The 19254-nt window shown below is 64.2% G+C and carries 16 protein-coding genes, 1 tRNA gene and 2 pseudogenes; 8 read left to right on the forward strand and 11 right to left on the reverse strand.

Features of this window, described 5'->3' with window-relative positions:
- Position 1: 1 nt before the first annotated feature.
- A complete protein-coding gene (locus tag ACWAT4_RS05090; RefSeq protein ID WP_449729967.1) occupies positions 2 to 469 on the forward strand; it encodes a hypothetical protein in 468 nt (155 codons plus the stop codon).
- Positions 470 to 471: 2 nt separating this feature from the next.
- On the forward strand, positions 472 to 2373 hold the full coding sequence (locus ACWAT4_RS05095) for a PQQ-binding-like beta-propeller repeat protein (protein WP_449729968.1): 1902 nt from the start codon (positions 472 to 474) through the stop codon (positions 2371 to 2373).
- A gap of 121 nt (positions 2374 to 2494) precedes the next feature.
- Here ACWAT4_RS05095 and ACWAT4_RS05100 read toward each other — a convergent pair whose 3' ends face one another.
- Positions 2495 to 2719, reverse strand: a complete 225-nt coding sequence (locus tag ACWAT4_RS05100) for a cysteine rich repeat-containing protein (RefSeq protein WP_212298460.1) — start codon at positions 2717 to 2719, stop codon at positions 2495 to 2497.
- A 234-nt stretch (positions 2720 to 2953) separates the two neighbouring features.
- On the opposite strand from ACWAT4_RS05100, the gene ACWAT4_RS05105 reads away from it, so the two are divergent.
- Entirely contained in the window at positions 2954 to 3235 is a 282-nt protein-coding gene (locus tag ACWAT4_RS05105; RefSeq protein WP_449729969.1) for a hypothetical protein, read from the forward strand.
- 159 nt (positions 3236 to 3394) lie between these two features.
- Here ACWAT4_RS05105 and ACWAT4_RS05110 read toward each other — a convergent pair.
- Positions 3395 to 5312, reverse strand: a pseudogene (locus ACWAT4_RS05110) (sensor histidine kinase).
- A complete protein-coding gene (locus ACWAT4_RS05115; RefSeq protein WP_212426487.1) occupies positions 5309 to 5980 on the reverse strand; it encodes a response regulator in 672 nt (223 codons plus the stop codon). The pseudogene ACWAT4_RS05110 and the gene ACWAT4_RS05115 overlap by 4 nt, the downstream one beginning before the upstream one ends.
- A gap of 268 nt (positions 5981 to 6248) precedes the next feature.
- Here ACWAT4_RS05115 and ACWAT4_RS05120 point away from each other — a divergent pair, with 268 nt between their 5' ends.
- Positions 6249 to 7205, forward strand: a complete 957-nt coding sequence (locus ACWAT4_RS05120) for an alpha/beta hydrolase (protein ID WP_449729970.1) — start codon at positions 6249 to 6251, stop codon at positions 7203 to 7205.
- A gap of 12 nt (positions 7206 to 7217) precedes the next feature.
- On the opposite strand, the gene ACWAT4_RS05125 is transcribed toward ACWAT4_RS05120, so the two are convergent.
- The 3 genes from ACWAT4_RS05125 to ACWAT4_RS05135 all read right to left on the reverse strand — a co-directional run bounded on the left by ACWAT4_RS05125 (position 7218) and on the right by ACWAT4_RS05135 (position 10769).
- A complete protein-coding gene (locus ACWAT4_RS05125; protein WP_449729971.1) occupies positions 7218 to 9980 on the reverse strand; it encodes a DUF2235 domain-containing protein in 2763 nt (920 codons plus the stop codon).
- A gap of 268 nt (positions 9981 to 10248) precedes the next feature.
- Positions 10249 to 10500: a GCG_CRPN prefix-to-repeats domain-containing protein gene (locus ACWAT4_RS05130; RefSeq protein WP_449729972.1), complete on the reverse strand. Its 252-nt coding sequence runs from the start codon at positions 10498 to 10500 to the stop codon at positions 10249 to 10251.
- A 26-nt stretch (positions 10501 to 10526) separates the two neighbouring features.
- Entirely contained in the window at positions 10527 to 10769 is a 243-nt protein-coding gene (locus ACWAT4_RS05135) for a hypothetical protein (protein WP_449731165.1), read from the reverse strand.
- 232 nt (positions 10770 to 11001) lie between these two features.
- Here ACWAT4_RS05135 and ACWAT4_RS05140 point away from each other — a divergent pair, with 232 nt between their 5' ends.
- On the forward strand, positions 11002 to 11961 hold the full coding sequence (locus tag ACWAT4_RS05140; protein WP_449729973.1) for an AraC family transcriptional regulator: 960 nt from the start codon (positions 11002 to 11004) through the stop codon (positions 11959 to 11961).
- 10 nt (positions 11962 to 11971) lie between these two features.
- On the opposite strand, the gene ACWAT4_RS05145 is transcribed toward ACWAT4_RS05140, so the two are convergent.
- Positions 11972 to 12205, reverse strand: a complete 234-nt coding sequence (locus tag ACWAT4_RS05145) for a hypothetical protein (RefSeq protein WP_212298654.1) — start codon at positions 12203 to 12205, stop codon at positions 11972 to 11974.
- Positions 12206 to 12292: 87 nt separating this feature from the next.
- Between ACWAT4_RS05145 and ACWAT4_RS05150 the strand changes: the two genes are divergently transcribed.
- Positions 12293 to 12754, forward strand: a complete 462-nt coding sequence (locus tag ACWAT4_RS05150; RefSeq protein WP_449729974.1) for a DUF6314 family protein — start codon at positions 12293 to 12295, stop codon at positions 12752 to 12754.
- A 61-nt stretch (positions 12755 to 12815) separates the two neighbouring features.
- Here ACWAT4_RS05150 and ACWAT4_RS05155 read toward each other — a convergent pair.
- Positions 12816 to 12914: pseudogene (locus ACWAT4_RS05155) on the reverse strand (PEP-CTERM sorting domain-containing protein); the annotation flags it as partial.
- 915 nt (positions 12915 to 13829) lie between these two features.
- Between ACWAT4_RS05155 and ACWAT4_RS05160 the strand changes: the two are divergent.
- Positions 13830 to 14846: a Bug family tripartite tricarboxylate transporter substrate binding protein gene (locus ACWAT4_RS05160; RefSeq protein WP_449729975.1), complete on the forward strand. Its 1017-nt coding sequence runs from the start codon at positions 13830 to 13832 to the stop codon at positions 14844 to 14846.
- A 981-nt stretch (positions 14847 to 15827) separates the two neighbouring features.
- On the opposite strand, the gene ACWAT4_RS05165 is transcribed toward ACWAT4_RS05160, so the two are convergent.
- Positions 15828 to 15912, reverse strand: a tRNA-Leu gene (locus tag ACWAT4_RS05165).
- A 218-nt stretch (positions 15913 to 16130) separates the two neighbouring features.
- On the opposite strand from ACWAT4_RS05165, the gene ACWAT4_RS05170 reads away from it, so the two are divergent.
- Positions 16131 to 16679 carry a disulfide bond formation protein B gene (locus ACWAT4_RS05170; RefSeq protein WP_212298434.1) on the forward strand — a complete coding sequence of 183 codons (549 nt, stop codon included), beginning with the start codon at positions 16131 to 16133 and terminating at the stop codon, positions 16677 to 16679.
- 72 nt (positions 16680 to 16751) lie between these two features.
- Here the strand turns inward: ACWAT4_RS05170 and ACWAT4_RS05175 are convergent, their stop codons facing one another.
- Positions 16752 to 17483: an ABC transporter ATP-binding protein gene (locus ACWAT4_RS05175; protein ID WP_212426337.1), complete on the reverse strand. Its 732-nt coding sequence runs from the start codon at positions 17481 to 17483 to the stop codon at positions 16752 to 16754.
- The gene (locus ACWAT4_RS05180; RefSeq protein ID WP_212298432.1) at positions 17480 to 19249 is read right to left on the reverse strand and encodes a branched-chain amino acid ABC transporter ATP-binding protein/permease; all 1770 of its coding nucleotides are present in this window, start codon (positions 19247 to 19249) and stop codon (positions 17480 to 17482) included. Before ACWAT4_RS05180 ends, ACWAT4_RS05175 begins: the two co-directional genes overlap by 4 nt.
- Positions 19250 to 19254: the final 5 nt, after the last annotated feature.

Genomic DNA, 19254 nt, shown 5'->3' on the forward strand with positions numbered 1-19254 from the left:
CATGACGCTGCACCTGTTGTGGACGTCCGCGGACAGTCTCGTTGCCGCCTTCGCGCTGTCGGTCCTTGTGCCCTGGCGACACCCGCTGCCGCTTGCGCTGATGTTCGGGCTCTGCGACGGGCTCGGCTCCGCGCTCGGCGTCAGTCTGCCGTTCGCGGGCGGGCTTGGCGCGATGCTGCTGATGGCGAGCGGCGCGGCGCTTCTCGTCGGCTTGCCCATCGCGCAACGCCTCCTGACGGCGCCGGGCTGGCTCTACGTCTTGCCGCCGCTGCTGGCGATCGACAATGTCGTGTCACGCACGAGCGATGCGCCCGCCCTTGCGGCGCTAGCGAGCGCGATCATGGCCGGGCTCGGTTTTGCCAGCGGGGCTATCGTGCTGAATTGGTGGCGCGCAGGCTTGCGCGATGCGCGGCCGCCGGCGGCTGCCTGCCTGATCGCGGCCGGAAGCCTGCTTGCCTGGGGAGGCTAACCATGGTCGCCTCCGTCACCACCCGCGGCTATGATCTCGCGAGGACTGGCACGAACAATGCCGAGACGGTGCTGACGGCGACCGCCGTCCGCACCAAGGGTATCATCAAGCTCTTCAGCATTCCCATTCCCGACGATCCCCGGCTCGAGGCGCAGCCGCTGGCGGTTGCCGGCGTGCACACGCCCGACGGCAGGACCCGCGACCTGATCTTCCAGGCCACGATGGGCAATTGGGTCTACGCCTTTGATGCGATGACCGGCGAAAAGATTTGGGCGACGAATCTCGGTCGTCCCATCGTCGGGACACCGGCCATCGACGGCCACATGACCAACGTCAATTGGGGGATCCTCTCGACCCCTGTGATCGACGAGGCCGCCGGCATTCTCTACGCCTGCGCCTGGATCAGCGACGATGGCAGCGTTGCCAAGGCGCAGCATTTTCTCGGAGCGTTGCGGATCAGCGACGGCTCGAAAGTGCACGACCTGCTCAATCTCGAGGGCGCGGTCTACACCCCGCCGGGTGGCTTACCCGTGCAGAGATTCATCTCGATCCAACGCAAGCAGCGCAGCGCGCTGACGCTGACACGAAACCACGTGCTGATTCCCTTCGGCACGGTCAGGGAGACCTCGGCGGCGGCGCGGGGCTGGCTGATTGCGGTCGATGTCCATGCCTGGCATCTTGCGGCCGCATGGTGCTCCACCGTCACGCGCTCCGGCGGCGGGCTATGGCAGAGCGGCGCAGGCCCGGCCATTGCTCCCGACGGCTCGATCTACGTCATCACCGGCAACGGCGCGTTCTCGCCGCAGCAGGGCGATTTCGGCGAGAGCATCGTGCGGCTCGCCCTGCACACCGGACCCCACGCGCATTTCGAGGTGCTGTCGTGGTGGACGCCATGGACCGACGCCAATCGGGTCGGCGCCGCACCTGCCGCCGGACTTGCCGCCGCGATCGACGACGATGATGACGACGCGCACGCGCTGCCGTCGAATGTCTCGCTGACGGCGGTGATCGGCCACGCCAAGCGAATGGGAATGGCGCTCACGCCGCTTCATGCGCGCGAGATGGCGCATGTGGCAGTGACGTCCGGGCCCGACGCCATGGATGCGCAGATCGCGCCGGTCGTGGCGCATCATTTGGCCGCGATGAAGGAATCGGCGTGGAGCGACCAGGATTTTGGATCGGGTGGTCCGGTCTACGTCGCATCGGCCCACGCCGTGCTGGCGGCGGGCAAGGACGGCATTCTCTACACGGGCAACGCCGCAGCGCTCGGCGACACGCAGCCGGGCGATCTCCAGGCCGGACACTTCGCCGCCAATTATGCCAAGCTCAAGATGCCGCCGATCCTCTATACGTACTTTGATCCCACCGTGCCGCCGGCGCCGGCTTCGCCAACGCAACTGAATCTGTATCCTGGCGGCGCGACGCGGCATCTGCACGGTACGCCGCTGCTATTCTCCTCAACCACGCATGGCGTGATGCACATCGTCGGCGGCGAGAATAGCGCCCTGCGGGCATGGTCGATCGCTGCCGACGGGACCTCGACCTATCTCGCCGGATCCAACGAGATCGCCTCGCCGCAATCGCCGCGACCATCGGGCGGCATGCCCGGCTGGAGCATCACGCTCGCGGCCAACAACGGCTCTGACGCCATCGTCGTTGCGATGGTCCCCTACAAGGACAGCAACATGATGCTGAGCCCCGGCCGCTTCCTGGTCTATGATGCCCAGAACTTTGCGACCAATCCGGACGGCTCGAAGCGGCTCCAGGTGGTCTGGGACAGCGAGAACTGGGGTCCGGAGCACGCCTTCATGCATCCCAAGTTTAATCGCCCGATCGTCTGGAAAGGCCGGATCTATCGTCCGACCTACAACGGACAGCTCGACGTCTACGGGCTCACGAACTAGTTCAGCGCGCCCGAAACCGTCGGGTGGGCAAAGGCGCAAAGCGCAGTGCCCACCTACAGAAGTGGTGGTACGCTGTCGCTTGGCCCATCCGACGACACCGCTCGTGTGGAAAGATCATGCATCACCCGCCGTGCGACTCCACCACCTTGCGGCAGCTGTCGGACAGCCTGGCCTTGTTCTCGCGCAGGCAGGCATTCATCTGCGGCGGCTTGCCGATATGTTCGGCGCAGAATTTGCCGGCGTCGCTACGGCAGGCCATCTGCTCCTGCGGCGTCGGGCCGGATTGTGCCGCGGCGGGCAGGGCAGCGGCGGTGAGCAGTAGCGCGGCAAGAACTGAAATCTTCATAAAGCACCTCGTTGGAATGGCGGTCGGTTCCGCTCGGGTTCGGGCGAGCCGGACCATCTCGCGGAGATCCTTGGCCGGTCCATGCCATGTTCATGGCATCGGGTCGCTTGCCCGCCTGCCGCACCCCCATCTTCATGGCATGTCTTGGCGCATCGTCTTTTGCCATTGAGGCTGCACGTCGGCTGCGAGACTCGGTGATTGCATCGGGCGCCGAACGGGAAGCAGGAGAGCAAGATGTCGAAAAAAGCGGGAGCGCTGAGCGCCGGGCTGACGGTGATGATGCTGGCGGGTGCGGCGACGGTGTCGCTGGGCACGAGCCCGGCGCAGGCGGTGGTCTATTGCAAGACGGTCGGCGTGCCCAAGGGCTGCGTGGTACGGCCGACGGCGGTTGTGGTGGGAGCGCCGGTCGCGGCTGCAGCCGTGGCAACGCCCGGCGTCGGCGCGCCCGGCGTCGGCGTTCGCGCCGGCACGCCGATGAATCGCGGCGGCCCGGTCAATCGCGTCGGCGTGCGCTAAGCTTCGCGTCCTCACCTCGCCCCGCTTGCGGGCAGAGGAAAGACTTTCGGGTCGAGGGAATTGGGCAAAGGGAGCCTGCGAACGAACCCCCGTCCTTCGCAAGCCGACATCCCGGCCTGGTCCTCTCTCCGAACGCCCCCGCGTTCGGGGAGAGGCTTTTCAGCTCGCGGCCGCATCGCTGTCGGGGAAGACCTGCGGCAATTGCAGTCGCACCCGCGTGCCCGATTCATCCGAGCTCAGATCGAGAGTTGCGCCGCAGCGCGTGGCGCGACTTCTCATGTTGCGCAGGCCGCGCGCGGTCTGGCCTGCGCCCCCAGCGCCGCCGTCATCACAAAGCGTAAAACCGCGTCCGTCATCCGCGACGCTGATCACGCCATATGGCCCACGGCCGTCATCGTGCGTCTCGATGGTTACGGTGATATGGCGGCGCGGCCGCATGCTTGACCGCATTGGTCACGGCCTCGTCGAGAATCCGTACGATCTGGATGACGTGCCAGGGCCTGAGTTCAGGATGCAGCGGCAGGCCTTGTGGCGTCGCCACGCGCCAGTCGAGCGCGATGTCATGGGGCCGCAATTGCATCGCCGCGCGCTCGCGCCAGGAGCCGAGCGCGAGCATGAGATCGCCGCCGATGTCGTCCATGGAATCGATGACCAGTCGAAGATCCTTCAGCGCCGTGCGCGCCGCCTCGGTGATGGTCGCGCCCTCCTGCCCGCGCTCGGAGAGCGCGACGATGCTGATTAGCTGGCCGCCGAGGCCGTCATGGAGGTCGCGCATCAGCCGCGTTCGCTCGTTGGCCAGCGTTGCCGCCCGCGCGCGGGCCTCCTCGCCGGCAAAGCTCGCCTTCAGCCGCTCCTCGGCCTCGCGCACCCGCGCGACGAGCTGACCGGCAAAGCTGTCGACCTGGTTCAGTGCGCGGGCGAAGCGCCAGGTCAGCCCGGCGCCGATCGCGACCAGCATCGCCGAATAGGACAGGCGGGACACGAAGGTGCGTTCGTTGGTGATGACCTCGAACACCGACAGCATGTCGTGGACCCAGCAAGTCAGCACGATCGTCACGGCGCAGCCGATCGTGAAGCTCGCCGCATCCTGCCGCCGCACCACCGTGGCCGCGGTGATGCAGGCCATCAGGACGAGGCTGAGGCCGACCGTGGGGATGCCGAGCACCAGAAACAGGATGCGTGGCAGCGGCGGGCCTGCGACCAGACCGACTGCGAACACGATCAGCCCCGGCGCGAACAGCAGCATGCCGTAACGCGGCCAGCGCCAGCCGAAGAACAGCACACTGAAGACGACAATCAGCGCGCTCTCGATCGGCGCGGTTGCGAGCAGCACCCCGGCGAGGCGCGACACGGTGGCGGGCGGCACCGGCGGCGGCACGAAAGCCTGGATCACGCCCAGCACCATCGCGGCGGCCAGCACGCCGTAGACCGGCTCGCGCCGCCGCATCAGCCACATGATCGCGAGGATGACGGCGAGGATCGACTGCCAGGCGGAGAATGCCACGGGCAGGGTGACGAACAGCAGCGTGCGCGTCTCAAAGGCGGGACGCAAGGCAGCGTCGGGCCCGACATAGACGGTGTCGAGAAATCCCTTCAGCGGCCCCCACACGAACAGCCGCACCGTGATCTCGTTGCTGCCGTCATGCAGCAGCGAGGATGGAATGGCAGCGATCTGCGGCGTGTTGCGGTCCGGCCGGTTGGCATTGGCATCGCGGCGGGAGTCGAGCACGACAACGCCGTTGACGGCGACCTCCACCGCGTTGCTGAAGCGCGGCAGGAACACGGACCATCCGCCATCGCCGCTCCTGAAGGTGAAAGCGCCGGTGTAGAGCGGAGGATCTGGAAGCGAATAGCGCGACGACGCGAAATGCGGCAACGTCACCGGACGTGTCGTGCCGCCCTCCTTGAGCGAAAATCCGCTCAGCGCGAAATCTTCGGGATCGCTGGGTTGGAGCAGCCGTAGCCCGAGGATGGTCGCGATCACGATCAGCGCCTGAAGCAGCAGATAAGGCACAAGGCGCGACACGATCAGCCGGCGTTTCGGTCGCGCAGGTGCCTTCGCTGCGATCTCTCTCACAGCTTGATCAGGCCCTGCTGCACCGCCTCGAACACCGCTTCGCTCCGGGTGTGCACTTCGAGCTTGCGATAGATGTTCTTGATGTGGCCGGGCACGGTTTGCCGGGACAGTCCAAGATGGCTCGCGATCTCGGCGTAGCTGAAACCCTTGGCGATACCCCAGAGGATGTCGATCTCGCGCGGCGTGAGCCTTGCTGTGTTGAGCGCGGGCCCGGGCGGCGGCTCCGTGGAGTTCTGTGTTCGCCGCACGATGAAGCGTGCGATCGAGGCCGAGATCGGCGAATGCCCGGCGACGAGATCGCGGACCGTGGTGGCGATGTCGGTCGGGAAGGCGTCCTTGAGCAGATAGCCGGTGGCGCCGACGGTGATCGCGGAGATCACGCTTTCCTCGTCGCCCAGCGCCGAGATCACCATGATCTCGGTATCCGGAAAGCGCCGTCTGGTCTCGCGGATCAGCTCGACGCCATGGCCGTCGGGCAGCCGCAGGTCGGTCAGCAGCACGCGTGGTGCGCTGGCCGCTAGCGCGCTGCGGGCTTCGCCGAGCGTGCCGGCGGTGCGTACCTCGTAAGCAGCCTTCACCAGCGCATCCTGGAGACGCCAGCAGGTCGGTGCGTCGTCTTCGACGAGGAGGATGGTGATGGCTTCACCGGTCTTGCCCTGGTCCGTCATGATCATGGCCCCGGCCGCGTGTCCCCCGCGGCGCGCAAGGCAAGATTAGCCGCGGTGCTGCGGGCGCGACACCCATAATCATGGGGGCGGGGGAAACGGCAGTGGCGCGCGAGGAGCGCAAAGCGGTTGCGATGCACCTCTTGATTGACGGCTTGCCGCGTTGCGCCTAGGCTTCGAAATCGGATGCGGCGATCCTTTCGATCGCGCGATTTGAGCGTCCGCTATTTGAGCCGTGACGATTTCAGCCTTAACCATTTGAGGCATCACGATGAAATACTGGATCAGCTTGCGGAAAGTATCCGGCGACGCGTTTACGGATGAGCTGGGTCCCGTTCGCTACCTCGCCATTCCCGATAACGAGATCCCTGCGCCTCGGCATCAGATTCCGCAGATGCAATGGCTCCGGCAGATCATAGCCATCTTTCCGCCGGATCCGCATTATCCGGATGACGGACCGAGTGGCGATATTCTTTTCTTTGTTCACGGCTATGCCAACACCGTTGAGAACGTCGACGACCGTCACAAGCTGATCCAGGCCGGTCTCACGGCAAACGGATTTTCCTGCCAGGTGATCAGCTTTGATTGGCCGTCGGGCGACCTCGCGCTTGGTTACCTCAGGGATCGCGACGAGGCACGGCTGGCGTCGGTTCGCCTGGTCAGCCACGGGATCAAATTGTTCGTACGAGCGCAGGCGGAAAAGTGCGACATCAACGTCCACATCCTCGGTCATTCGACCGGTGCGTTCCTCATTCGGGAGGCGTTCGATCATGCCGACGACGGCCAGGCGACGGCAACCGCCTGGACTGCCGGTCAGCTCGTGCTCATCGCAGGTGATGTGTCCGCGGCGTCATTCTCCGCCGGCAATCCGGAGACCGAAAGCACTTACCGGCACTGCTACCGTTTGACCAATTTCTGCAGCGGCTATGACGAGGTCTTGCAAATTTCTAACGTCAAGCGGATCGGGCTTTCGCCACGCGTCGGTCGTGTGGGCCTGCCTGCTGATGCGCCGCCGAAAGCGGTCAATGTCGATTGCTCCGAACATTTTCACGCAACCTACCCACCTACGGGTGACGTCAGCATCGATGTGCCCATGTCGCATTCATGGTATTTCTCCGACGCCAAGTTTCTCCGCGATCTGACGATCACGCTCAAAGGGGCCGTCGATCGGACCTTGATTCCGACACGCAGCACGGCACCGCTGACTGGCGCGCAGACTCTGGTGTAGCGATGGCGACGGTTATGGCTTCGTCGCGGCCAGCCTTTCCGGCGGCATGCGCGAACCAGGCAGCCGCTGTACGGTGATGCGCGCAGTGCCGCCATTGTTCTTGTAGAACTGCTCGTACGGGCCCTGGAGCGGGTCCAGCGACGCCGGGCGCAGCCATGACGGCAGCAGGGTTGGATAAATCTGGACGGCGTCGTTGACATAGAAGAACAGGTCGCCGGCGTCGGGCGCGACGAATTCCGCGACCAGCCGTCCTTCCAGGTTCTGGCTCTGCCAGATTGCGCGCGCCGTCGGGTCCTTCGGCATAGGCTTGAAATGCCCGAGCTTGTCGATCTCGACCTTGAACGGATTGTCGCTGGGAAGCGCGGCAAATTCCTGCGTCTGTTCGAGCCGAACCGGATATCTGCGGCTCTTCCCCGCCTCGTCCGTCGGTGGATCGTCCTCCGCCGGAATCGTTGGATGTAACCGGCGCGGCAGCTCCTCCGCCGGCATGACGTTGATGGCCTTCAGCGGTATGTCGCTCATCCCCTTCGAGCCGATGCGTACGACGGGCTGGAACCAATCGGCACCGAACTGACGGAGCGTCGGCAAGGCGAGATAATGCGGCAGCGAATAGATCGTGAAGCCGTTTGTCCCGCTCATGATGGTGCTGTCGAACCAGGGATCCTCGATCTGGATCCAGACCCGGTATTTCCGGCCTTTCTCGACCGCAAGGCCGCTCCACCAGCAAAATGCCTTTGTCTCGAACAGGCCGCGGGCATCGATCGGTTCGTCGAGCACCGGTGTTCCGACTTCAAGCTCTGGGGAAGCCGGGTTCTTGACGGTCGGCGCGGCGCAAATGCTGCCCGTCGCAATGCGGGCCGTGAAGACGCTGGTCGATCCAATCAGCAGCGCAGAGTAGAAGATGACGAACAGGAAGACGAAGGGCAGCACGAGCCTGGAAAAGAGCCAGCGGGCCGGCTCCGCATTCAACCGCATCCACCGGGCGGAGCGGAGCAGCAGACCTGGCTCGTCGGCATGTTTCCGGCTTGCCATTCGGCGTGGCCGGCTCCAGGCGAGTCGCGCGCGCTCCTGAATGGCGTCACGCAGCACAGTGTTCCTGCGCCACACCAGATAGGTGATGATCAGCACGATCGAGGTGATGAACGGGTAATACAGCGTGATGTTGATCCACGGGGCCGCATAGGACGGCAGGACGTTTCCAACCAGCTTGGCGAGCGGACCCAGGACGCCGCCAACGATCCAATCGATGGTGGCGATGATGTGGAGCAATGGCGTGCCTCGCAGGCCGTGGTCCTTCGAGACGCCGACCAGGCTGTACGCTATCCACGGCCAGGCTACGATCACGCCGACCATGAACAGCAGCGAGAAATAGGCGACGCGCCGCAACCACACCGTATCGCGCGTGAGCTTCGCCATCTCGGCGCTCGGCGTGCCCATGAGCGCAAATGCCTCGGCCTCCGCCGTGCGTCGCGCGTCATCGGCTATCGCCAGATAGGCTTCCTTCATCGCTTCGTGCGTGGTATTTGCGGACAGGTTCAGGTGGGTGCCGTCCGGCATCAGCACCAGCGCTTCCGCCGGCAGCATGATCGGCGCGTAGGCATCGCAGCCGAACAGCATGCGTTCGATGACGGCGAAGTGCACGACCGGTAGGCCGCCATTGACCTCACCCGCGAGGACCGGGCGCGGCCCGTAGCGGTAGAGGATCGCCGCGCCGCTGCGCGAATCGTGCATCGGGCCGATCGCCGATTGATACTCCCTGAAATGCTCGATCTCGCCGTCCTGGAAACGAAGCTGGCCGCCGAGCTGATCGGTCATCCAGACCAGCGGCACGAAGGACAACGTGCATTCCGGATAGCCGCCGCCAATGTCGGAGTGGACGCCGGCGAACCAGACTTCTTTGACCGTCTGGTCGGCCGCCAGATGGCTCTGGTCGATCCGCAGCGGATGGAATGTGGTGCGCTCGTCGTCGAGTGCGAGCGCGTGACAGATGTGCTTCACCTTGTGCGAAGGCCGGTGATTGCGGAACGAGATCGGCCAGATCGCCCAGTCGATCGCAACACGCAGCTCCTCGATCGGGACGCCGAAGGCTTCGACCGTGTCGAACAGTCCGAGGAACTCGATGTTGACGTCCTTGCGGCCGTTCATCGCCGCGCGGACATCGGCGTAGGAGCGGTGTCCGCAGATCAAATGGTAGAAGTAGAGCACGATGTCCCGGATCACGCGCGCGATCCAGATCGTCGGCAGGCTTTTCTTCCACGGCACGGTGTCGCGGCGGTACTCTCGCCACGCGGACATGGTGTTGCGCACCATCTCCTCATGCGACACCGGCTCGTCTCCGATCATCGCGGGCACGAGGCCCTGGCTTGCGATCAGGGCTGCCAGCGTGCGCGCGGTGAAGGCGCCGCGGCTGAAGCCGAAGATGTAGATCTCGTCGCCTTCGCGCCAGTTCCAGCACAGGAAACGATAGAGCTTGCGGACGTTGGCCGGCACGCCGATGCCGGTGGCGCCGTCGAGTGCGGCGAGCGGCGCCCAGCCGGCGGTGCCGACGCCCTTGATGTAATAGGCGATCTGATCGGGCTGGGTATGGTCGAGCGCCTCATAGAGACGCCAGACGCTGGACTCCTGGGTGGTGAAGGCGTTGCCGGTGCCGTCAGCGAACAGCACAAGCTTGCGCGGTGGACATGGGTCGGGTGCAGTCGCCGCAGCATTTGGATCATCGTGCGCAGGGTCCGGCCTTGCAGGACCGCCATGCAGCGCTCCGTCCCGGTGCGTCATGGACTCCTCCGAAATGTCAGTGGAGATGCTTCAAGCCCCGTTGGGGCGGCACCTTCCGAATTCAATCAACGAGTGCGTCATGAAATACGTGATGGATGTATTCTGCCGACAAACGCGCCGAGGTAGCAATGAGGATTGCGACGTCTCGCTCCCGCCGTCTATGAACTGCGCCACAGTCGGCAAAAGAAAATGCCCGGGGCAAGCCCGGGCATTTCTCTGTTTGCTTTGCGCAGCGGCCGCTATTGCGAAACGGTCGTGCCCCCGGCTCTCACCTGCCGTTGCCGCGGCAGGCGCCGCCCGGGCCGATATGGTAGCCGCGCGGGCAGGCATGGGCGGCAGGGTTGGCGTAGTTTCTCAGGCAGCCGCCATAGGGACCGCGGTGCCAGCCCGCGCCGCAACCGCCGGCGACAGCGATCACATCGCCGTTGGCCGCCGCGCCGAACGGCGCCAGCGGCATGGCCTGGGCAGAGCTGATGACTGCGCCGAGCGTGAGCGCCACGGAAAAAGCCATTCGTATCATGCGTCTTGCTCCCTGGTGCTGTCGTCTCAGTGGGTGGCTGCGAAAGCGATGCCGGCGCGCACTTCGGTGATCGCCTGGTCGATCAGCCCCATCGCCCGTTCACGATGGCCGCCCTTGTTGGGCTCGGCCTTCGCGAGTTCGCCGCGGGCCGATTGCAGGATCGCGATCGCCTCGTTCATGTGCGGTTGCGCGCCGAGCGCGTAGCCGATGCAGAGGCTGGTTGCGATGGCGCCGCCGAGCACGAGGCTGCGGGGTAGAGAGGTTCGCATGTCGTTGTCTCCTCCAGCGGGCGTCAGGCTGGGGCCGCCCGGTTGCCCGGACGCGAATCGTGTGTGGCGGGATGTCGCATCCTCTGCTTGAATAGGATAGGCGCTGCGGGCCGTCTTGGACTGTCCGGCGCCCGCGCCCTCGCGGCTTGGACTGACCAGCGTAGCCCGATTGATCTCGTCGTGCCCCGCCTTTTCAACTTCGAAAAGCCATTTCTCGAAAAAGTCGTTCTCGATGTCCGTCATCAGGAAGTCGCTCTCGACCGAGATGCTGCCGAGGGAGCTGTCGGACCGGCAGCGCTTCATCCGTTTTGCCGAGCTGTTCGAGCATTTTTCCAACACCGGCGAGCTCGATCCGGCCTCCGACGTGCCGTTTCGCGCCACGATGAACTCGATCCATATCGGCACCACCATGCTCGGCCGTTGTGACGGCAGCTTCGTCACGGTGCGGCGGGAAAAGCGCCAGGTGATCGAGACCGGGGACGATCGCTTTTGCCTCGTGCGCAACACCGGCGATCGCGCCTCGCAGGTGAGCCATCGCGGTCGCGAATTCACCATGCGGCCGGGATCGATGGTGCTGCTCAAGCTCGACGAGCCGTTCTTCGCCGCCGACGGCGCCAGCCAGAAGCGCTTCACCAACGTGCATCTGCCGGTCGATTCCCTGCGCGCCATGGTCACCGATGTCGACGACCTCGTCGGCTGTGAGCTCGAGGCCGGCGGTGCGCTGTCGCTGGTGATGGACTATAGCGATCTCCTGCTTCGCCATCCCGTGGCGGCCGACGAGGCCGGCATGGCGATCGCATCCCATCTGCTCGATCTCGCCGCGATCGGTTTGGGGGCGCGCAGAGACATCGCTACAGCGGCGCGGCGCCGGGGCCTGCGTGCGGTAAGGCTCAAAGCCGTGCTGTCGGTCCTCGAGGCGCGTTTCCACGAGCCGGATTTCTCCGCGCAGAGGCTCGCCGTTGCCGCCGGTCTCTCCGAGCGCTACGTCAACGAGCTCTTGTTCGAGGCCGGAGCCAGCTTCACCACCCGCCTGACCGAGTTGCGCCTGCGCAAGGCGGCCGACCTGCTCGCCCATCGCGAAGGCCGTATCAGCGATGTCGCCTTCGCCTGCGGCTTCAACGATCTCTCTTATTTCAACCGCTGCTTTCGCCGCAGGTTCGGCCTGACCCCGACCGCCGCACGGGGCAAGTGAGGGATCGCGCCTATAAAGTCTCCACCTTCGGCGGCGGATATCGCCGCGCAAGCATCGACAGCGACAGGCGCCGCTCGTCGGCCGGCAGCTCCCGCCAGGCCAGCACCAGCGGCCGCTTCCAGTCGCCGACGCCAAACTCCATGTCGACCCATTTCTGCGGCTCCGGCCCGTCAAGGCCGCGGACCCAGACGAAATAGCGGGGGAAGTCGTCGGCCTCGGTGTCCGTCCTGGGTCTCCTGGCCATCATTTGCTCACTACATCCAAATGCGTTGCCTCCAGGATATAGATACTGGCGTGGCGGAGTCGAACGGGGCTCTTGGGTCCAGAGGACATGAACGAAACCGTGATCGATGGTTGGCGCGATGTATCGCAGGTGACGATGCGATTGATCGGCGTCTGGTCGTTCGACCGGGTCATCCGGGGTCAAGGAACCATGCAGGGCCTTGCGACCTTCATGCCATTGGACGCGGAGCGCCTGGTTTATCAGGAGCAGGGACGCTTGAAGCTCTTGAACGGCGCCGAGTTCGAGGCCGTGCGCGAGTACATCTTCCGCAAAGGCGAGCGAGGATTCGACGTCTTCTTCAAGGAAGATCCACCGCGGCTATTCCACGCGATCTCACTGTCCGCATCCGATAGCGGCGCCTTGAGCGGAAGCGCCGGCCATCTCTGCAATCTCGATCATTATCAATCGACTTACACCTTCTGCGGCGATGGTGGCTTCGTCATTCGTCACGTCGTGTCAGGCCCGCGCAAGGACTACACGATGGTCACGGCCTACACGCGGGTGTCGTGAAGGCCCGATCGGAAAAAGGCCGCCCGAAGGCGGCCTTTCTCTACTCTCGCAGCCTGAGGTTCTAAGCGGCCGAATAGCCGGCGCGCCGGCGGTAGCCCATGAAGCCGAGGCCGCAGAAACCAAGGATCATCATCGCCCATGTCGACGGTTCGGGAACGGCGCCCACGTTCACCTGGATATCCACCGAGGCGAGCCTGGCGCCGTTGCTGTCCGTCGTCAGCAAATCGATCGAGTAGATCGCTGGAATGGTAGGATCAAACGGACCGCCGGGAGTCGTGAAGAAGCCGATGTTTTCGCTGTTCTGCGACGCCGTTCCAACGTGTGTATTGTCGAGAATGAGATCGAGAGGAAAAGCCAGCGTGTGACCGAGATGGTCGGTAACGCTGATAGTGGTCGTCGTGCCGGCATTCGCTCCAGGATCGTACGAATACTCGAAATTCCAGAGAGCGAGCGTCGATCCGATTGTGCTCTGGGGAGCAACATACACGTTGCCGGAGGGCGTGATCGGTCCGATGAAACGAATTGCTGCACGCAATCCCAGCTCGACACCATTTTCCTGATCGACCGTGAAATGGCCATCAACCGTACCAGTGCCGTTATGCCATCCCGCCGTGAGGTTCGTGTCGTTTATAACAGTCGCCGAAGCACTGTTCAGCCCGGCAAACGCCAGGACAGCCGCTGCCATCAATGCCTTGTAGCTCATTTCCAATGCCCCAAATTTTTCTATGTTTTAAGACGAGGGACGCTCCCCGCGGCGACAACTTACGCGTGCGGGCTCTTTCCCGGCAATAGGTAATTTGGTGGGGCCTGCGCGGAGATCGCCCTCTTCCAGAGGGCCTCAGACAAACGGAGAGGTTGTGCGCCGCAGCGAGCCCGGCGCTGTGGTCGGCGGCAGAGAAGCTCTCGCGGATGGTGCTGACAAGCAGCTCCATGGCCTGAAGGCGATGCATCGATCTTTTCATATTTTGCAAAAGAGATGCTCGGATTGCGCCAATGGTTGGAAGAGACTCAAGTCTGTAGCCTTCGGTCAACATGGCCATAAACGCCATGCCGCAACGAGGGAGGGACTGCATCCATGGACTTCGGACTCTTCGTCCAGCGCGGCTATCGTCAGTTCCTGTGTCTCGTCGCCGCGACGACGCTGGTGCTCCAGGCGGGCGCCGCGGGGGCCCAGACGGCCGCGGAATCCTGGCCGAACCGCGCGATCACCTGGGTGGTGCCGTTTGGAGCCGGCGGCGTCACCGACCTCGTCTCGCGCAAGATCGCGGAGCTGCTGCGGACGCGGCTTGGGCAGCCCGTGGTGGTGGAGAACCGACCCGGCGCCGGCGGGACCATCGGGACGGAGTTCGTTGCCCGGGCTCAGCCCGACGGCTACACCGTGCTCTACGCCTCCGGCGGACCGATGACGATCCAGCCGAACCTGGGGCTGACGAAGCTCAACTACGACCCGCTCACGAGCTACGTCCATATCCGCGGCGTGAGCTCGGCGAACCAGATCCTCGTCGCCACCGCTACAGCGCCCTACAACACGCTGGCTGAGTTCGTCGCCTACGCGAAGGCGAACCCGGGCAAGGTCAATTTCGGCTCCCCCGGCCCCGGCACCGCCCAGCACCTTGCCGGCGAGATGTTCCAGGCGGCCGCCGGCATCAAGCTGACCCACGTGCCCTACAAGTCGGGCTCGAGCCAGATGACCGACATGATGTCGGGCATCCTGGACGTCTCCTTCGATTACCTCGCCGTGCTCAGGCCGCTGATCGACACCGGCAAGGTCAAGGTGCTCGGCACCACCGGCACGGCGCGGCTGGCTGCGCTGCCCGACGCGCCGACGGTGCTGGAGGCCGGTTACCCGGACGCCGTCAGTGTCGGCTCGACCTGGGTCTCGGTCCCGGCCGGGACCGACCCGAGAATCGTGGGTAGGCTCTCTGAGGCGCTGGCCGCCGTGCTCGCTGACCCCGGCATCGTCGCGGACATCGCCACCAACGGCCAAGTGTCGATCGCCGACAAGGGGCCGGCCGAGATGGGTCCGTTCATCGTCGAGGAGACCGCGCGCTACAAGCGGGTGATCGAGAGCGCGGGCATCGCCGCGCATTAGCGCCGGCGCATGGTTGTGTACATCGCGCACGCGAAGGATGGCCGTCGGCGTGTCCGCTTTGTGTCGATGCCGGATTGTTCGCTATTTTGGATCTAATAGCAAAATTTGGTGCCCCTGGCCGAAACCTAACTGATTTTACAAGTATCTGAATAAACTTGTAGATTTTATGGTGCAATGCAGAGCGTACTCACACTCCTACTCACAGGGTTTAGGGCGTTTTGGCGGGTGATGGTGCGCGGTACTATAGCCGCGCGTATCCATCCGTCTGCAAAGTTTGGATATTCCAAAATCTGCGTTTCAAGTAGGCAATCACCGCCTCGTCGGGGGACCCCTCAACCGGCCTCATTGTTGCTCTGCTCTCAAAAGGACCATGCAGCGACACGCTCTTGATGTCGTCCAGATAGGCTCTCGCCCAAAAGTAGGAGCCGCTAAGTTCGAAGTGGTAAATGAGGTAGTTGTACCTTTGCTCCAGTCGATCTCCGTCAAAGATTTCTTCGCATTTGTGCTCAATCGCATTTGGCCGGACGGGATCTTCATCAAGGAAACGAGCTTGCATGCGGCGACCTATTCGGTTGGCGTGTTCGCGAGCGTAATTTCGAGCGATGCTGACGGAGAGAACTTTGCATAAGTATTGTCTTCGTCTGAGCCGTCTTCCGGATAGACGCTCGACTTGGGTACGGCGCGCATTTTCAAAACTTCAACAGTCGAATGCTGAGTTATAGATTCGATAAGAAACTTTGCTCGCATGTTTGCTGACATAGAAATTTTAGATTGGCTTTTATGCCGTTCATTGAATCATGCGTGTGAAAATGCGCAAGCGAGTGGTGTGAGTACGCGTGCCCGAAAGCGGAATCGTACTCACACCGAGCGCGTCAGTTAGGTTCTCAATTTCGGAACAAATAGAGCAGTAAAATGGAAAACCATGCAGATGCATGGCTTTGAAACTGCTAATCAATTTTGAAGTAAAAGGTAACATCGTACTGGTGCCCCTGGCCGGAATCGAACCAGCACTCCTTGCGGAACTCGATTTTGAGTCGAGCGCGTCTACCAGTTCCGCCACAGGGGCCCTCGGTCGGCCACCTCCGGTGGAGGGCGTCGCGAAGCCGGCGGACTATAGCCATGGGAAAGACGGGGTCAACCCGCGCCAAAGTGATCCCCGCCGTTCTCGACAGGGGCTTGGGCCGGGGTTAGAGGCTAATAGCGTTTTCGAGCGAAATGGATACCGGTTCGCGTGAAGAAAACGCGCTAAAATATAGTGCGACGCCCCATCCGAAAGAGGCCGCCGTGACGACCCAAAGTGCTGCAATACCTGCGTTTCGACCGGCTGCGCGCAGCCCTGCGCTCACCGCCGCGCTGGCCGTCACCCTGATTGCGGCGGCGACGATCGCGGGCGCCTGGTTCTTCCAGCTCGTCCTGGAGATCCTGCCCTGTCCGCTCTGTCTCGAGCAGCGCTACGCCTATTATCTCGCGATTCCGGTCGGGGTGGTCACGGTGCTTGCGGCGCGGAGCGGCGCGCCGCGGCCGCTGCTGCTGGCGGGACTGGCGATCCTCGCGCTGGCGACGCTCGCCAATGCCGGCCTCGGCACCTACCATTCCGGCGTCGAATGGGGATTTTGGAAGGGGCCGACCGATTGCTCCGGTCCGGTCGTCAACCTCGGCAGCGCCGGCGATCTGCTGTCGCGGCTCGATACCGTCAAGGTGGTGCGCTGCGACGAGGTGCAGTGGCGCTTCCTCGGCCTCTCGCTTGCCGGCTACAACGTGCTGATCTCGCTGCTGATGGCCGCGATCGCCGCCTGGGGCTTTGCCGGGACGGCGAAGCGCGCAGGAGCATGATCCGGACCCGGAGGGCCGCGCTAGCGCAAAGCGTGAACCGGTTTTCCGAAAAGATCATGCTCAATTGAGAGGCTACAACGCGCTTGCGCCTTCGTGCTGGAAGCCGAGATAGCTCGCCGCCACCCGCTCATTTGCCGCAATGTCGCTGGCCTTGCCGCTCAGCACGAATTCGCCGAGCTCCATCACATAGGCCTGGTCGGCGATCTTCAGCGCGGCCTGCGCGTTCTGCTCGACCAGCAGCACGGAGACGCCGCTGGCGCGCAGCTCGGTGACGATGCGGAAGATGTCGGCGACGATGATCGGCGCAAGGCCGAGGCTCGGCTCGTCCAGCATCAGCAGTTTTGGCTCGCCCATCAGCGCGCGCCCCATCGCCAGCATCTGCTGCTCGCCGCCGGAGAGGGTGCCGGCAAGCTGCTTGCGGCGCTCCTTGAGGCGCGGAAACAGCGTGTAGATCCGCTCGATCGAGGCCTTCGCCCTGCTCTTCTCGATGCGGAAGGCGCCCAGCTCGAGATTGTCCTCGACATTCATGGTCACGAACAATTCCCGGTGCTCCGGCACGAGGCCGAGCCCCATCGCGACGCGGTCCTCGATGTCCAGCCGGGCGAGATCCTGGCCCGCAAAGGCGACGCGGCCCTTCAGCGGCAGGATGCCCATGATGGCCGACAGCAGCGTGGTCTTGCCGGCGCCGTTGGCGCCGACGATGGTGACGATCTGGTTCTTGCCGACTTCGAGCGTAACCGAGCGCACGGCCTCGACCTTGCCATAGGCGACATGCGCGTCGGTGACGGACAACAGCGCGCTCATGCCGCCACTCCGAGATAGGCTTTGATCACTTCGGGATTGGTCTTGATCGTTGCGGGCGTGCCTTCCGCGATCTTGGTGCCGAAATCGAGCACCACGATGCGGTCGGCCAGGTTCATCACGAAGCCCATGTCGTGCTCGACCAGCAGCACGCTCATGCCGCCGTCGCGCAAATCGCGCAGCAATTTCGCGAGCTGCTGCTTCTCCATGTGGCGCAGGCCGGCGGCCGGCTCGTCGAGCAGCAGCAGCAGCGGATCGACGCAGAGCGCCCGCGCGATCTCGACGATGCGCTGCTGGCCCAGCGACAGGCTGCCCGCGAGCTGATGCATCTGCTCAGCGAGGCCGACGCGCTCGATCTGGCGCGCGGCTTCCGCGAGCAGCTTCGCCTCATCGGCGCGATCGAGCCGCAACATCGAGGCGAGCGGCCCGGATTGGCCGCGCAGATGCGCGCCGATGGCGACATTCTCCAGCACGGTCATGTCGGGCACCAGCTTGACGTGCTGGAAGGTGCGGGAAATGCCGAGCTTGACGATCTCCTGCGGCGGCGCGCGGTCGACCTTCCTGCCGAGCACCGAGATCGAGCCCGAGGTTGCCGACAACACGCCGGTGATCAGGTTGAAGGTGGTGCTCTTGCCGGCGCCGTTCGGTCCGATCAGCGCGACGATCTCGCGAGCCTGGACGTCGAAAGAAACGTTGTTGACCGCGACCACGCCGCCGAATTGCTTGCGCGCCTTCTCGACCTGGAGCAGGACGCTCCCCTGCCCGGGCAAGCGGGGGCGGGTCTCGAGCTTCAGGGAGGTATCCGGCTTCCTGCCGCCGGTGCGCTCGGGGAAGAACGCCATCAGCCAGGGCCAGACGCCGCCGGGGGCAAGCTGGAGCAGGGCCACCAGCATGATGCCGAACACGATGGTCTCGACCTGGCCGGAGCCGGGAAGGATCAGCGGCAGATAGCTTTGCAGCACCTCTTTCAGGATCACGACGATCGCCGCGCCGAGCACGCCGCCCCAGACATAGCCGGCGCCGCCGACCACCGCGATAAAGAGATATTCGATGCCGGCATGCGCGCCGAACGGCGTCGGCGTCACCGCGCGCTGGAGATGGGCGTAGAGCCAGCCGGAGAGTCCGGCGAGCACGGCGGCATGGATGAACACCAGGAGTTTTGCGCGCGGGGTGTGAACGCCGAAGGCTTCGGCGGCGACATGGCCGCGCCTGAGCGCGCGGATGGCGCGGCCGGTGCGGGAGTCCAGCAGATTCATGGTGAGCAGGGCCGAGACGAGGACGGCGACCCAGATCGCGTAATAGATCGAGCCGGGCGAGAGCATCTTGAACGTGCCGATCGACAGCGGCGGAATCGCCGAGACGCCGTCGTTACGCCCGAGGAATTCCAGCTTGCTGAAGAGGTAGAACAGGCCGAGTCCCCAGGCGAGCGTGCCGAGTGGCAGGTAATGGCCGGAGAGGCGGACCGTGATCAGGCCGAGCAGCACCGCGAACAGCCCGCTGACCACCAGCGACAGCGGCAGGGTCAGCCACGGCGACAGGCCGTAGCTCGTCGTCAGCACCGCCGTGGTGTAGGCGCCGAAGCCGACGAAGGCGGCTTGACCAAACGAGGTGAGGCCGCCGACACCGGTCAGCAGCACGAGGCCCATCGCGACCAGTGCGGCGAGGCCGATATTGTCGAGCAGCACGATCCAGAACGGCGGCATGCTAGGTACGAACGGGATCGCCGCCATGACGAGCGCGAAGACGAGGATGGGAAGCCGGCTCTGCATCTTAG

The sequence above is a fragment of the Bradyrhizobium sp. T-1 genome (genome assembly GCF_053592855.1).